The organism is Streptomyces sp. NPDC058646, from assembly GCF_042716875.1.
Classification (GTDB): Bacteria; Actinomycetota; Actinomycetes; order Streptomycetales; family Streptomycetaceae; genus Streptomyces.
Map to the genome: position 1 here is coordinate 220284 of NZ_JBHXRK010000002.1, position 13892 is coordinate 234175.

Annotated in this window: 12 protein-coding genes; 5 read left to right on the top strand and 7 right to left on the bottom strand. The window is 71.9% G+C overall.

From position 1 onward, the window contains the following. The first annotated feature begins 4 nt into the window (after positions 1-4). Both ACFWUZ_RS04470 and ACFWUZ_RS04475 read left to right on the top strand, forming a co-directional pair. Positions 5-385, top strand: coding sequence for a DUF742 domain-containing protein (locus ACFWUZ_RS04470; RefSeq protein ID WP_384366866.1), 381 nt, complete (start codon positions 5-7; stop codon positions 383-385). Continuing rightward, complete coding sequence (locus tag ACFWUZ_RS04475; protein ID WP_384366869.1) at positions 385-1029, top strand: ATP/GTP-binding protein; 645 nt, start codon at positions 385-387, stop codon at positions 1027-1029. The genes ACFWUZ_RS04470 and ACFWUZ_RS04475 overlap by 1 nt, the downstream gene beginning before the upstream one ends. Positions 1030-1070: 41 nt before the next feature. Here the strand turns inward: ACFWUZ_RS04475 and ACFWUZ_RS04480 are convergent, their stop codons facing one another. Then, complete coding sequence (locus ACFWUZ_RS04480) at positions 1071-1508, bottom strand: PPOX class F420-dependent oxidoreductase (RefSeq protein ID WP_384366872.1); 438 nt, start codon at positions 1506-1508, stop codon at positions 1071-1073. Positions 1509-1613: 105 nt separating this feature from the next. Between ACFWUZ_RS04480 and ACFWUZ_RS04485 the strand changes: the two genes are divergently transcribed. Together ACFWUZ_RS04485 and ACFWUZ_RS04490 are read left to right on the top strand one after the other, a co-directional pair. Further along, positions 1614-2012 carry a roadblock/LC7 domain-containing protein gene (locus ACFWUZ_RS04485; RefSeq protein WP_031141767.1) on the top strand — a complete coding sequence of 133 codons (399 nt, stop codon included), beginning with the start codon at positions 1614-1616 and terminating at the stop codon, positions 2010-2012. Between the two features lie 110 nt (positions 2013-2122). Beyond that, on the top strand, positions 2123-2986 hold the full coding sequence (locus ACFWUZ_RS04490; protein ID WP_384366876.1) for a DUF6397 family protein: 864 nt from the start codon (positions 2123-2125) through the stop codon (positions 2984-2986). Here ACFWUZ_RS04490 and ACFWUZ_RS04495 read toward each other — a convergent pair. From ACFWUZ_RS04495 to ACFWUZ_RS04505, 3 genes are all read right to left on the bottom strand, one after another. Beyond that, positions 2950-3351: a YchJ family protein gene (locus ACFWUZ_RS04495; protein WP_384366879.1), complete on the bottom strand. Its 402-nt coding sequence runs from the start codon at positions 3349-3351 to the stop codon at positions 2950-2952. The genes ACFWUZ_RS04490 and ACFWUZ_RS04495 overlap by 37 nt on opposite strands. Positions 3352-3359: 8 nt before the next feature. Continuing rightward, positions 3360-4268, bottom strand: coding sequence for an acyl-CoA thioesterase (locus ACFWUZ_RS04500; RefSeq protein ID WP_384366882.1), 909 nt, complete (start codon positions 4266-4268; stop codon positions 3360-3362). Between the two features lie 70 nt (positions 4269-4338). Further along, on the bottom strand, positions 4339-6861 hold the full coding sequence (locus tag ACFWUZ_RS04505) for a DEAD/DEAH box helicase (protein ID WP_384366885.1): 2523 nt from the start codon (positions 6859-6861) through the stop codon (positions 4339-4341). Positions 6862-7006: 145 nt separating this feature from the next. Here ACFWUZ_RS04505 and ACFWUZ_RS04510 point away from each other — a divergent pair, with 145 nt between their 5' ends. After that, the gene (locus ACFWUZ_RS04510) at positions 7007-7798 is read left to right on the top strand and encodes a metal-dependent hydrolase (RefSeq protein WP_384366888.1); all 792 of its coding nucleotides are present in this window, start codon (positions 7007-7009) and stop codon (positions 7796-7798) included. Positions 7799-7826: 28 nt separating this feature from the next. On the opposite strand, the gene helR is transcribed toward ACFWUZ_RS04510, so the two are convergent. The 3 genes from helR to ACFWUZ_RS04525 form a co-directional block, all read right to left on the bottom strand. Continuing rightward, positions 7827-9977, bottom strand: coding sequence for an RNA polymerase recycling motor ATPase HelR (helR, locus tag ACFWUZ_RS04515; protein ID WP_384366891.1), 2151 nt, complete (start codon positions 9975-9977; stop codon positions 7827-7829). A gap of 239 nt (positions 9978-10216) precedes the next feature. Then, positions 10217-11998 (bottom strand): ABC transporter ATP-binding protein, encoded by a 1782-nt coding sequence (locus ACFWUZ_RS04520; protein WP_384366894.1) that lies wholly within the window; start codon positions 11996-11998, stop codon positions 10217-10219. After that, positions 11995-13839: an ABC transporter transmembrane domain-containing protein gene (locus ACFWUZ_RS04525; RefSeq protein ID WP_384366897.1), complete on the bottom strand. Its 1845-nt coding sequence runs from the start codon at positions 13837-13839 to the stop codon at positions 11995-11997. Before ACFWUZ_RS04525 ends, ACFWUZ_RS04520 begins: the two co-directional genes overlap by 4 nt. Positions 13840-13892: the final 53 nt, after the last annotated feature.

Here is a 13892-nt window from a genome sequence, read left to right on the forward strand (position 1 = left end):
ACACATGAACGGCCAGTGGTACGACGCCGACGCGGGCCCCCTCGTCCGCCCCTACGCCATGACCGGGGGGCGTACCAGGCCGGGACCCCACGGCGTCCGCTTCGACCTGATCGCACTGGTCGTCGTGGACCCGCAGGGCACCGACGCGGCGGCCGAGTCGCTGCTCGGCCCGGAGCACCGTGCGCTGCTCGGACTCTGCCGGTCCGAGACCCAGTCGGTGGCGGAGCTCTCCGCGGACGCCGACCTGCCGGTGGGGGTGGTGCGGGTCCTGCTCGGGGACCTGCTGGAAGGCGGACACGTCAAGGTGAGCAGGCCGGTACCGCCCGCCCAGCTGCCGGACGAGCGGATTCTGCGGGAAGTCATCGAGGGATTGCGAGCGCTTTGATGGGACGACAGGACACCGACTCCGACATCGGCACCGACTCCGAAAGCGATGCCGAACTGACCTCGCTCGCACTGAAGATCCTCGTGGCGGGCGGCTTCGGAGTGGGCAAGACCACGCTGGTGGGCGCGGTGAGCGAGATCCGGCCGCTGCGGACCGAGGAGGTGCTGAGCGAGGCGGGCGAACGGGTCGACGACACGGGCGGGGTGGACCAGAAGACCACCACGACCGTGGCCATGGACTTCGGCCGGATCACCATCAGGTCCGGACTGTCGCTCTACCTGTTCGGGACGCCGGGACAGGACCGGTTCTGGTTCCTGTGGGACGAACTCTCGCAGGGGGCGCTCGGTGCGGTGGTGCTCGCCGACACGCGGCGCCTGGAGGACTGCTTCCCGGCGGTGGACTACTTCGAGCACCGGCGCATCCCGTTCGTCGTGGCCGTCAACTGTTTCACGGACGCCCGGCGGTACGGGGCGAACGAGGTGTCGCGGGCACTGGATCTGGACCAGGGGACGCCGGTGGTGCTGTGCGACGCCCGGGACAAGGACTCGGGCAAGGAAGTGCTGATCCGGCTGGTCGAGTACGCCGGGCGGGTGCACACCGCCCGGCTGCTGGACTCGGTGGAGCCGCAGGCGGGTTCCGTGTGAGGCGGCCCGGGCGGCACGGTCCGGTCCGCGGGGGCCCCGGCTCAGTCGGCCACGCCCGCCTCGGAGATCACCTTCGCGATGGGGACGCGGACGAGGAGTTCGCCCGGGACGGCGTTGCGCCGGCCGAAGGCCTCGCCCCGGTCCGCACCCATGTAACGGGCGCCGATCCTCGTCGCCCAGGCGAGCATGGTCTGCGGGTCGTCGGCGTACTCGCTGATCTCGGCGCGGCCCTGGAGCACGACGTAGGAGAACGGCGGCCGGTCGTCGTCCACGCAGAGCGCGACCCGGCCGTCGCGGGCCAGATTGCGCCCCTTGACGGTGTCCTTGCCGGTGTTGAAGACGAAGGAATCGCCGTCGAGTACGAACCAGATGGGAGCGATGTGAGGGCTTCCGTCCTCGCGGACGGTGGAGAGCTTGCCGGTGCGGGTGGAGTGGGAGACGAATGCCCGCCATTCCTCTTGAGTCATCTTCTTCGCCATGGGGACATCCTCCTTGCCGGAAAGGCACTGGTGGGGAAGGCTTGCTGGAGGACTACGCGGGGTGGGGCGCGGCCACGTCGGCCGCGTCGACGGGAGGGGCTCGACATGGCACTGGACAAGCAGCTCGACTGGCTGCTGGACGACCTCACGCGCAGGGTCCAGCAGGTCCGTCACGCGGTCGTGCTGTCCAACGACGGGCTGGTCACCGGCGCGAGCGCCGGACTGGCGCGGGAGGACGCGGAACACCTCGCGGCGGTTGCGGCCGGCCTGCAGAGCCTGGCCAAGGGGTCGGGACGGCACTTCCGGGCCGGTGAGGTGCGCCAGACCATGGTCGAGTACGACGAGGGGGTCCTCTTCGTCATGGCGGCGGGCGCGGGCAGTTGCCTGTGCGTGCTGAGCGCGGCCGAGTCCGACATCGGCCAGGTCGCGTACGAGATGACCCTGCTGGTCAACCGGGTGGGCGAGCACCTCGGGGTGGCGGAGCGGCGCATCACCGGCGGCTGACTCCGCCCGGCACGCGGTGGGTCGCGGGTTTTCCACAGGCCTCGCGGGATGTCGTCGCACCGCGTTACGGTCTTCACACAGAGTAATCACTTCTGGTGGGGGAGACCGTGATGATGCAGAGGGAGAGCGCCCTGCGCGAGGCCGGGACCGTGGGCGTGCGACCGCCGGCGGATACGGCAGCAGGCGCGGACGCGGGGGCGGTCGCACTGGTGGGCGGCATGCAGGCGGCCGCGGAACTGGGGCTGAGCCGGAGCGAGTTCGCACGGGCCGTGCAGCTCGGGATCGTGCGTGCCGGGCCCGCGGCGTCCGGCGGCAGCGCGCGGTACGCGCGGGCCGAACTGGAGCGGGTCGCAGCCTCGGCGTGCCTGGCGGCCGGGGACGGGCCGCGCACCCTGCGTGAGCGTGTCCGGGCCGTGGCCGGCGCGGACGCCGGAGCGCAGCTCCTCGGGATCGGCCCCAGCCGCTTCACCCGGCTCGCGCGGTGCGGACACCTCGTTCCCGTGGGGTACCGGATCAACCGGTACCGTGCCGTGGTCTGGCTCTACCTGGCCGCGGAGCTCGAGGAGTTCGCCGAGCGGGAGCCCGCGATGCTGCGGGGGGCGGCGTCACCCGCGGACCGGGCACTCACTGCGGCCAGGGCCGATCTGCGCCCGCGGAAATGGCGCGCGCGGCATGTGGGGCTCCTGCTGGGACGCACCGCCGACCCGTGGGAGCGCGCAGCCGTACTGGCCTCCGTACTCCCCGAGGAGGAGCTGTGGGAGGCCGTGCCCGACCCGGCGGAGCGGATCGTCCTGGCCGGGCTCGCTCCGCCCCCGCCGTACGGTCACCCGCAGGCCCCCGCGGCCGCGGCCGTGGCGCTGCGGCTGCTGACGGCGGAAGCGGAGGAGTTCCCCTGGTACCGGGCCGGCCTGGAGTTCGCCCTGACCGGGGCGCGCGCTCAGTCGAAGTCGACGGGGGACAGGGGGCCGACGTAGACCCAGGCCCCGGCCTCACGGGAGAAACCGCTGAACTCGTGCAGCGAGCCGGTGTGCCGCCCCTCGCGGTAGTGCGCCCGGAACTCCACCGAGCCCTCCGTCTCGAACATCCCGCCGCGTTCCGTACCGAGGATCTCCAGCCGCTCCCAGCGCTGCCCGGGGTCCAGGTCGAGCCGGTCCGGGCGGGTCGAGGGATGCCAGGAGCGCAGCAGGTAGGCGGTGTCGCCGACGGCGAAGGCACTGAAGCGCGAGCGCATCAGCAGTTCGGCCGTGGGCGCCTGCCGGGAACCGGAGTGGAAGCGGCCGCAGCACTCCGGGTAGGCGGCGGGCAGCCCGCAGGGGCAGGGGAGGGCCGGGGTGGGCATGGGTGCGCTCAGCTCTTCGGGGACGGTCCGGCCGGCCCGGCCGGCCGCGGGGAGTACGGACGGAACAGGCCCTCCTGGACCACGGAGACCAGCAGTCTGCCCTCCAGGTCGTAGATGCGGCCGCGGGCCAGGCCGCGTCCGCCGTGGGCGATGGGCGACTCCTGGTCGTACAGGAACCACTCGTCGGCACGGAAGGGCCGGTGGAACCACATGGCGTGGTCGAGCGAGGCCATGTCGAACCCGCGCATCCCCCACAGGGGTTCCACGGGGATGCGCACGGCGTCGAGGAGGGTCATGTCACTGGCGTAGGTGAGGGCGCAGGTGTGCACGAGCGGGTCGTCGCCCAGCGGGCCGACCGCCCGCATCCACACCGCGCTGCGCGGATCGGCGTCCTTGAGCTCTTCGGGAGCCCAGCGGAGCCGGTCCACGTACCGGATGTCGAAGGGCTGGCGGCGGGCCATCCGCTCCAGCGCCTCGGGCAGCGCCCCCAGGTGCTCGCGGATCTCGTCCGCGACCTTGGGGAGCGAGTCCGGATGAGGGAAGTCGAGGCGGGGCGGCAGCTGGTGCTCGATGCTGCCCTCCTCCGGGTGATGGAAGGAGGCGGTGAGATTGAAGATCGTCTTGCCCTGCTGGACCGCGGTGACGCGGCGCGTGGTGAAGGACCGCCCGTCGCGCACCCGCTCCACCTGGTACACGATCGGTACCCCGGGGATGCCGGGGCGCAGGAAGTACGCGTGCAGCGAGTGGACCGGGCGGTCGCTCTCGGTCGTCCGGCCCGCGGCCACCAGGGCCTGGCCGGCGACCTGGCCGCCGAAGACCCGCTGGAGGGACTCCTGCGGGCTGGCGCCGCGGAAGATGTTGACCTCGATCTGCTCCAGGTCGAGCAGATCGACCAGTCTCTCGGCGGGGTTCGTCATCAGGGGTTCTCCACTGTCAGGTCCGGGCGGAGCCGGCGGGAAGCGGGACTCGGCGGGTTGCGGCGGGCGGTCAGAGCGCGCCGAGTTCCCCGACCGAGGTGACGCGGATGACCGCCCGGCCCTCCTCGTCGGAGGCCGCGAGGTCGACCTCGGCGCTGATGCCCCAGCCATGGTCCCCGTTGGGGTCGGCGAACGTCTGGCGGACGCGCCACAGGCCGTGCGCCGCGTCCTCCTCGATCTGGAGCAGCTTCGGGCCGCGGGCGTCGGGGCCGGTACCCAGGTCGTCGTACTCGTCCCAGTAACCGTCCAGGGCCTCGCCCCAGGCGTCCGCGTCCCAGCCGGACTCGGCGTCCAGCTCGCCCAGCACGTTCACGTGGTCGAGCGCGGCGAGCTCCACCCGGCGGAACATGGCGTTGCGCACCAGGACGCGGAAGGCGCGGGAGTTCGCCGTGACCGGCTTGACCTGATCGGCCTTCTCCTGGGCCTGCTCCGCCGTCTCCACCTCCGGGTTCGCCAGCTGCTCCCACTCGTCGAGCAGGCTGGAGTCGACCTGGCGGACCAGTTCGCCGAGCCAGGCGATCAGGTCCTGGAGGTCCTCGGACTTCAGGTCGTCGGGGATGGTGTGGTCGAGGGCCTTGAACGCGCTCGCCAGGTACCGCAGCACGATGCCCTCGGTGCGGGCCAGCTCGTAGAACGACGTGAACTCGGTGAAGGTCATCGCGCGCTCGTACATGTCGCGGATGATCGATTTCGGGGAGACCGGGTGGTCGCGGACCCAGGGGTGGCTCTTGGCGTAGACGTCGTAGGCGTGCAGGAGCAGCTCTTCGAGCGGCTTGGGATAGGTGACGTCCTGGAGCCGCTCCATCCGCTCCTCGTACTCGATCCCGTCGGCCTTCATCTGGCCGACCGCGATGCCGCGCTCCTTGTTCTGCTGGGCGGCCAGGATCTGGCGCGGGTCGTCGAGCGTGGACTCCACCACGGACACCATGTCCAGTGCGTAGGAGGGGGACTCGGGGTCCAGCAGGTCGAAGGAGGCCAGCGCGAAGGTGGACAGCGGCTGGTTGAGCGCGAAGTCCTGCTGGAGGTCGACGGTGAGCCGGATGGTGCGGCCCTCCGCGTCCGGGGTGTCGAGCTTCTCGACGACCCCGCCGTCCAGCAGCGAGCGGTAGATCGCGATCGCCCGCCGGATGTGCCGCAGCTGGGCCTTGCGCGGCTCGTGGTTGTCCTCCAGGAGGTGGCGCATGGCCTGGAAGGCGTCGCCCGGCCGGGCGATGACCGACAGCAGCATGATGTTGGTGACCTTGAAGCGCGAGGTCAGCGCCTCCGGGTCGGCGGCGATCAGCTTCTCGAAGGTGATGTCCGACCAGGCGACGAAGCCTTCCGGTGCCTTCTTGCGGACCACCTTGCGGCGCTTCTTCGGGTCGTCGCCCGCCTTCGCGAGGGCCTTCTCGTTCTCGATGACGTGCTCAGGTGCCTGGGCGACCACATAGCCCGCCGTGTCGAAGCCGGCCCGCCCGGCCCGGCCGGCGATCTGGTGGAACTCGCGGGCGCGCAGCGTCCGGACCCGGTTGCCGTCGTACTTGGTGAGCGCGGTGAACAGCACGGTGCGGATCGGCACGTTGACGCCGACGCCGAGGGTGTCGGTGCCGCAGATCACCTTGAGCAGACCGGCCTGGGCGAGCTTCTCCACCAGGCGCCGGTACTTGGGCAGCATGCCCGCGTGGTGCACACCGATCCCGTGCCGGACGTAGCGGGAGAGGTTCTGGCCGAACTTGGTGGTGAAACGGAAGTTGCCGATGAGCTCGGCGATCTTGTCCTTCTCCTCGCGCGTGCACATGTTGATGCTCATGAGCGACTGCGCCCGCTCGACCGCCTGGGCCTGCGTGAAGTGCACGATGTAGACCGGAGCCTGCCGTGTGTCCAGCAGCTCGGTGATGGTGTCCGTGATCGGCGTCGTCACGTACTCGTACGACAGCGGGACGGGGCGGGTGGCGGAGCGGACCACCGAGGTCGGCCGCCCGGTCCGCCGGGTCAGGTCCTCCTCGAACCGCTTCATGTCGCCGAGGGTCGCCGACATCAGCACGAACTGTGCCTGCGGCAGCTCCAGCAGCGGAATCTGCCAGGCCCAGCCGCGGTCGGGCTCGGCATAGAAGTGGAACTCGTCCATCACGACCTGGCCGATGTCGGCGTGCTTCCCGTCGCGCAGGGCGATGGAGGCCAGCACCTCGGCCGTGCAGCAGATCACCGGGGCGTCCGCGTTCACGGAGGCGTCGCCGGTCAGCATGCCGACGTTCTCGGTACCGAAGAGCTTGCACAGGTCGAAGAACTTCTCCGACACGAGCGCCTTGATGGGGGCGGTGTAGAAGGTGACCTTGTCCTGGGCCAGGGCGGTGAAGTGCGCGCCCGCGGCCACCAGGCTCTTGCCGGATCCGGTGGGGGTGGACAGGACGACGTTCGCCCCGGAGACGACCTCGATCAGCGCCTCCTCCTGAGCCGGGTACAGGGTGATGCCCTGGTCCTCGGCCCACGAGGAGAAAACCTCGAAGAGGGCGTCGGGGTCGGCGTTCGGCGGGATCTGATCAATGAGGGTCACACCCCCCATCTTGCCTGGCTTCCCCCCGGATGAGGGAACCGGCGGACAGGAGGAAGATCACCGCCGGTACGCTGTGCCGTCGATGAGGCCCGAACGACACCGACGACGGGGCCCGACCACCACACCACCGGGGCGGGGAACGATCATGATGGGTCCGGCGCACTCACTGTCCGGGGCAGCGGCCTGGCTGGGGGTCGGCGCGGCGACCGCGGCAGCCGGACATCCCATGCCGTGGCCGGTCCTGGTCGTCGGCGCGCTGATCTGCGCCGGCGCGGCCCTCGCACCCGACCTGGACCACAAGTCGGCGACGATCTCGCGCGCCTTCGGCCCCCTCTCCCGGGGCCTGTGCGAAGTGGTCGACAAGATCTCTTACGCCGTCTACAAAGCCACCCGGTCCACGAAGGACGCCCGTCGCACCGGCGGCCACCGCACCCTGACGCACACCTGGCTCTGGGCCGTCCTGATCGGCGGCGGAGCCTCGGCCGTCGCCGTGAGCGCCGACCGCTGGGGCGTGCTCGGGCTCCTCTTCGTCCACCTGGTACTGGCCGTGGAAGGCCTGCTGTGGCGGGCCGCCCGGATGTCCAGCGACATCCTGGTCTGGCTCCTCGGGGCGACCAGCGCCTGGATCCTGGCCGGGGTGCTCGACCAGCCCGGCAACGGCGCGGGCTGGCTGTTCACCGGCCCCGGCCAGGAATACCTCTGGCTCGGTCTGCCGATCCTCCTCGGCGCCCTGGTCCACGACATCGGCGACGCCCTGACCGTGTCGGGCTGCCCGATCCTGTGGCCGCTCCCGATCGCGGGCAAGCGCTGGTACCCGATCGGCCCGCCCAGGATGATGCGTTTCCGCGCGGGCAGCTGGGTGGAGCTGAAGGTCCTGATGCCGCTGTTCCTCCTCCTCGGCGGATTCGGCGGCGCATCGGCCCTCGGCTTCGTCTGACCCCCGGCCGCCCTCCCTCACCGGGGCCTCAGGGGCTCGTGAGGACGACGAGCTGCTTGGTCGCCCGGGTCATGGCGACGTAGCGGTCGACCGCTCCTTCGACGCCCTCGCCGAAGGCGTCCGGGTCGACGAGGACGACCAGGTCGAACTCCAGCCCCTTCGACAGCCCCGGGGTCAGCGAGCGGACGCGGGACGTCGCCCGGAAGGTGGGATCGCCGATGACGCAGGCGATCCCGTCGGTGTGTGCGGCGAGCCAGGTGTCGAGGACCGGGCCCAGGTCCGCGACGGATCCGTGCACGACGGGGATGCCGCTGCTGCGGATGGAGGCCGGTACGTTGGCGTCCGGGAGCACGGCCCGGATGACGGGCTCGGCTTCCGCCATGACCTCTTCCGGTGTCCGGTAGTTGATGCCGAGCGAAGCCAGTCCGATCCGGTCGAGACCGATCCGCTCCAGCCGTTCCTGCCACGACTCCGTGAACCCGTGCCTGGCCTGGGCGCGGTCCCCGACGATGGTGAAGCTCCGGGACGGGCAGCGCAGCAGCAGCATCTGCCACTCAGCGTCGGTCAGTTCCTGGGCCTCGTCCACGACGATGTGCGCGAACGGACCGGCGAGCAGGTCCCGGTCGGCGGCGGGCAGAACCGTCTCGTCGATCAGACTGTCCTGCAGGTCCTTTCCGCGCAGCATCGTCACCGCGCCTTCACCGTCGGCGTCGGCCTCGATCACGCTGTCGATGACGTGGGCCATGCGCGCGCGTTCGGCGGCGACGGAGGCGTCACGCCGGCGCTTGCGCAGGGACGCCTCCGGGTCGCCGAGCCGCTGCCGGGCCGCGTCCAGCAGCGGGAGGTCGGACACCGTCCAGGCCCGGGGGTCCTCGCGCTGGAGCTTGCGCACCTCGTCGGGGCCGAGCCAGGGAGCGCACTTGCGCAGGTAGGCGGGCACCTCCCAGAGGTCTCCGACGAGGTCGGTCGCCTCGAGCATCGGCCAGGCACGGTTGAGGGTGGTGACCAGCTCCCTGTTCTGCAGCAGCGTCTTGCGGAACAGTGCGGGCGGCACCTCGTCGTCGTCCTGCTTGTCCAGGAGGATGGTGACCAGCTCGTCCCAGATCTGGTCACGCGCCTCGTTGTGCGGAGTACCCGCCTCCGGTGCCTTGAACGCCGCCGCCCAGTCGTCGGCGCTGAGCCAGATGTCGGACCAGGGGGTCTCGACCGTCATCCCCTTGGCGGGCGGCTCCTCGTAGATGCGGACGGCGGGCTCGATCGCCCTCACCATGTCCGCGGACGCCTTCAGCCGGGCCACGGCCGGGTCGCGCTCGAGCGCCGCCGCGGCTCCCTCGTCGACGAGGTCCCGCAGGGTGCAGGTCTGCACGCCCTCCTCACCGAGGCTGGGAAGGACGTCGGCCACGTAGTCCAGGTAGGGCCGGTGCGGGCCGACGAACAGCACGCCGCCCCGGCGGTGGCCCAGGCGGGGATCGGAGTAGAGCAGGTGGGCGGTGCGGTGCAGGGCGACGACGGTCTTGCCCGTACCCGGACCGCCGTCGACGACGAGGGCGCCGCGGGAACCCGCCCGGATGATGGCGTCCTGATCGGCCTGGATGGTGCCGAGCACGTCACGCATCCGGGACGACCGGTCGCTGCCCAGGCTGGCGATGAAGGCGGACTGGTCGTCGAGCGCGGCGTGCCCTTCGAGCCCGTCCGAGGTGAACACCTCGTCCCAGTAATCGCTGATCCGGCCGCGGGTCCAGCGGTACCTGCGGCGGCTCGCCAGACCCATCGGGTCGGCGTGGGTCGCCGCGAAGAACGGTTCGGCCGCGGGCGAGCGCCAGTCGACCAGCAGCCGGCGCCCCGTGCTGTCGGTGAGGCCGAGCCGTCCGATGTACAGGGGTTCGGGGCTGTCCGCACTGACGACGTGCCCGAGGCACAGGTCCAGGCCGAAGCGGCGCAGGGCCCGCAGGCGACCGGTCAGCCGGTGGATCTCCACGTCCCGGTCCATCGCTTCCCGGCCGGCGCCGCCGGGCGCCCTGCGCGCGGCGGCGAGGCGGTCGGACACGTCGGCGATCGCCTCTTCGAGGCTCGCGGCGACGGCCGCGAAGTGCTGCTCGTCGCGGTCGATCAGCCTCGGGTCGGCCTTGGGGGAGAGGTGGTCGGGAAGGTCGAACGCACTGGTGGTCAGCGAATGCACTGAGTGAAACTCCCGTTTCCGCAGGTGACTTAGGTGCATGATTCTGCGACAGCACCAGGGCCTTGCGGCAAGCCCCCCCATGGGCTATAAGTTAAGAGTGCCCCGCAGAGGGCACTCTTTTTTTGCCCTGAGCACCCCCTGCGGGCGGACGGGACCTCCCCCGAAGGCCCTCCACCGCAACCCCTTCCCCCGCGTGTCCCCTCGTGGCGGCGGCCCTCACGGCCCGCCGCCGTCCGGGATCAGCCGTGCCAGGAACGCCACAGGGCCGCGTAGGCGCCGTCCGCGGCGACCAGCTCGTCGTGGGAGCCGAGTTCGCTGATGCGGCCCGCCTCGACCACCGCGATCACATCCGCGTCGTGCGCGGTGTGCAGCCGGTGGGCGATGGCGATGACCGTGCGCCCGTCCAGCACCCGGGCCAGCGAGCGCTCCAAGTGCCGCGCCGCGCGCGGGTCCAGCAGCGACGTGGCCTCGTCCAGCACCAGGGTGTGCGGGTCCGCGAGGACCAGCCGGGCCAGGGCGACCTGCTGGGCCTGCGCCGGAGTCAGCGACGTACCGCCGGAGCCGACCGCCGTGTCCAGGCCCGCATCGAGGGCCCGGGCCCAGCCGTCCGCGTCCACCGCGGTCAGCGCCGCCCAGAGCTCCGTGTCCCCGGCGCCCGTCCTGGCGAGCCGCAGGTTGTCACGCAGCGAGCCCACGAAGACGTGGTGCTCCTGGTTGACCAGCGCCACGTGCTCGCGCACCCGCTCCGCCGGCATGTGCGACAGCCGCGCCCCGCCCAGGGTGACCTCGCCGGCCCGGGGCGCGTAGATCCCCGCCAGCAGCCGGCCCAAGGTGGACTTGCCCGCTCCCGAGGGGCCGACCAGCGCCATCCGCGTGCCCGGCGGTACGGACATCGACACCTGGTGCAGGACGTCCACGCCCTCCCGGTAGCCGAAGTGGACCTCCTGCGCGCGTACGTCCCGGCCCTCGGGCACCACCTTCGCATCGCCCGCGTCCGGCTCGATCTCCCGCACGCCCACCAGGCGGCCCAGCGAGACCTGGGCGACCTGCAACTCGTCGTACCAGCGCAGGATCAGGCCGATCGGATCGACCATCATCTGTGCCAGCAGCGCACCGGTGGTCAGCTGCCCCACCGACATCCAGCCCTGGATCACGCAGTAGCCGCCGATCATCAGCACGGAGCCGAGGATCGTCATGTACGTGACGTTGACGACCGGGAAGAGGACCGTCCGCAGGAACAGCGTGTACCGCTCCCACGCCACCCACCGGGTGATCTGCCGTTCCGACAGAGCGATCCGCTCCGGGCCGAGGCGGTGGGCCTCCACCGTGCGGCCCGCGTCCACGGTCTCGGTGAGCGAGGCCGCCACCGCCGCGTACCCGGCCGACTCCGAGCGGTACGCCGAAGGCGCCCGCCGGAAGTACCAGCGGCAGCCGATCACCAGGACCGGCAGCGCCACCAGCGCGGCCAGCGCCAGCGGCGGAGCGGTGACGGCGAGCGCGCCGAACAGGAGCCCCACCCACACCACGCCGATGGCCAGCTGCGGCACGGCCTCGCGCATCGCGTTCGCCAGCCGGTCGATGTCGGTGGTGATCCGGGACAGCAGATCACCCGTACCGGCCCGCTCCAGTACGCCCGGCGGCAGCGCCACCGAGCGCACCAGGAAGTCCTCGCGCAGATCGGCCAGCATCTCCTCGCCGAGCATCGCGCCGCGCAGCCGTACCAGCCGGACGAACAGCGCCTGCACGACGAGCGCCAGCGCGAACAGCAGCGCCACACGCCCGAGATGGAGTTCGCGCGCCCCCGCCGCGAGGCCGTCCACGACCCGGCCCAGCAGGTACGGGCCGGCCATGGAGGCGATCACCGCGACCGCGTTGACCGACACCAGCGCGAGGAAGGCCCGCCGGTGCCGCCGGAACAGGCCGCGCACATAGCCCCGTACGGTCTCCGACGTGCCCACGGGCAGGGTCGCGGCCGTCTCGGGAGCCGCCGGGTCGTACTCCGGCGGCGCTACGCCGATCATGCTGATTCCTCGATCTCTGTGAGTGCTTCTTCGAGCCGGTCCAGTTCCCGCCGTGCGAGCCGCTGCTCCTCCTCCGTCTCCCGGGTGACGACCGCCCGGTAGAGCGGTTCGTCGCGCAGCAGTTCACGGTGCGTGCCGACCGCGGCGACCGCGCCGTCGTGGATGAGGACCACCCGGTCGGCCCGGTCCAGCAGCAGGGGCGAGGACGCCATGACCACGGTGGTGCGTCCGGCGCGCAGGGCCGCGACACCGTCGGCGATCCGGGCCTCGGTGTGCGAGTCGACCGCGGAGGTCGGCTCGTCCAGGACCAGCACCTCCGGGTCGGTGACCAGGGACCGCGCCAGGGCCAGCCGTTGGCGCTGGCCCCCGGACAGGGACCGTCCGCGCTCGGTGATCCGCGCGTCCATGGCGTCGAGGACCCCGTCCGGCGCCGATTGCAGCAGGGCGTCGAGCACGTCCGCGCACTGGGCGGCCTCCAGCGCGTCCCGCGCCTCGACCGCTCCGGACGCGGGCACCTCGAACAGCTCGCGCAGCGTGCCCGAGAGCAGCACCGGGTCCTTGTCCTGGACGAGGACCAGGGTGCGCGCGGTGTCCAGCGCGAGGTCGTCCAGTGCGACCCCGCCGAGGAGCACCGAGGGTTCGTCGCCGTCGCCGGCCGCCTCGTCGTCCACGGGGTGGCCGCCGAGGCGTTCCGCGAGCCGCCCCGCCAGGTCCGGATCCCCGCACACGACGGCGGTGAACCGGCCGGCGGGGGCAAGCAGTCCGGTCCCCGGGTCGTACAGGTCCCCGCCCGGTGCGGGGGCCTGCGCCGTCCCGGCGGACCCGGGCCCCTCGCCGGCGGCGTCCGTACGGGTCAGGGACAGCACGTGAGCGGCCCGTTGGGCGGAGGGACGCGAGAAGGAGTACGCCATCGCGATCTCCTCGAAGTGCCGCAGCGGGTAGAGCAGGGTGGCCACCGCGCTGAAGGCCGCGACGAGTTCGCCCACCGCGATGCGCCCGTCCAGGACGAGCGCGGCGCCGTACCAGACCACCGTGATCATCAGCGCACCCGGCAGCAGCACCTGGATCGCGGAGATCAGCGCCCACATCCGGGCACTGTGCACAGCGGCCGTGCGCACCTCCTGGGAGGCTTCGCGGTAGCGGCCGAGGAACAGCTCCTCGCCGCCGATGCCGCGCAGTACGCGCAGCCCGGCAACGGTGTCGGAGGCCAGTTCGGTGGCCTTGCCCGCCTTGTCGCGCTGGACGTCGGCGCGCTGGGTGGCGCGCGGCAGCAGCGGGAGCGCGGCCAGCGCGACCACGGGGACGCCGATGGCCACGACCACACCCAGTTCGGGGGCGTAGAACATCAGGCCCACGCAGACCAGGACCACGGCGAAGACTGCGGCCAGGAAACGGGAGACCGCCTCGACGAACCAGCCGATCTTCTCCACGTCCGAGGTGGACACGGCGACCACCTCGCCCGCGGCGACCCGGCGGGTCAGGGCGGAGCCCAGCTCCGCGGTCCTGCGCGCCAGCAGCTGCTGCACGCGCGCGGCGGCGGTGATCCAGTTGGTGACGGCGGTGCGGTGCAGCATCGCGTCGCCGACCGAGATGGCGACGCCCAGCACCACGAGCAGGCCGCCGACGAGCAGGAGCCGGTTGGTGTCGCGGTCGACGACCGCGTCGACGCCCAGACCCACGGCGTACGGCAGCCCCGCGATCCCGGAGAAGTGCACCAGCCCCCAGGCCAGGCTCTTCAGCTGCCCTCCGATCTGCCCCCGCCCCAGCCAGACCAGGAAACGGGGACCGGAACGGGTGTCGGGCACCCCGGGGTCCGGATACGGAAGATCGCTGATCTGCATGACGCCCCATGACTGGTCGAGTGGCCCAAACAGTGCAAGGTTCGTCTTCCGGA

Excerpts from the sequence above, each read along its gene's own strand:
- ACFWUZ_RS04470 (WP_384366866.1), top strand. The coding sequence starts at position 5 with ATGAACGGCCAGTGGTACGACGCCGACGCGGGCCCCCTCGTCCGCCCC.
- ACFWUZ_RS04475 (WP_384366869.1), top strand. The coding sequence starts at position 385 with ATGGGACGACAGGACACCGACTCCGACATCGGCACCGACTCCGAAAGC.
- ACFWUZ_RS04480 (WP_384366872.1), bottom strand. The coding sequence starts at position 1,508 with ATGGCGAAGAAGATGACTCAAGAGGAATGGCGGGCATTCGTCTCCCAC.
- ACFWUZ_RS04485 (WP_031141767.1), top strand. The coding sequence starts at position 1,614 with ATGGCACTGGACAAGCAGCTCGACTGGCTGCTGGACGACCTCACGCGC.
- ACFWUZ_RS04490 (WP_384366876.1), top strand. The coding sequence starts at position 2,123 with ATGATGCAGAGGGAGAGCGCCCTGCGCGAGGCCGGGACCGTGGGCGTG.
- ACFWUZ_RS04495 (WP_384366879.1), bottom strand. The coding sequence starts at position 3,351 with ATGCCCACCCCGGCCCTCCCCTGCCCCTGCGGGCTGCCCGCCGCCTAC.
- ACFWUZ_RS04500 (WP_384366882.1), bottom strand. The coding sequence starts at position 4,268 with ATGACGAACCCCGCCGAGAGACTGGTCGATCTGCTCGACCTGGAGCAG.
- ACFWUZ_RS04510 (WP_384366888.1), top strand. The coding sequence starts at position 7,007 with ATGATGGGTCCGGCGCACTCACTGTCCGGGGCAGCGGCCTGGCTGGGG.
- ACFWUZ_RS04520 (WP_384366894.1), bottom strand. The coding sequence starts at position 11,998 with ATGATCGGCGTAGCGCCGCCGGAGTACGACCCGGCGGCTCCCGAGACG.
- ACFWUZ_RS04525 (WP_384366897.1), bottom strand. The coding sequence starts at position 13,839 with ATGCAGATCAGCGATCTTCCGTATCCGGACCCCGGGGTGCCCGACACC.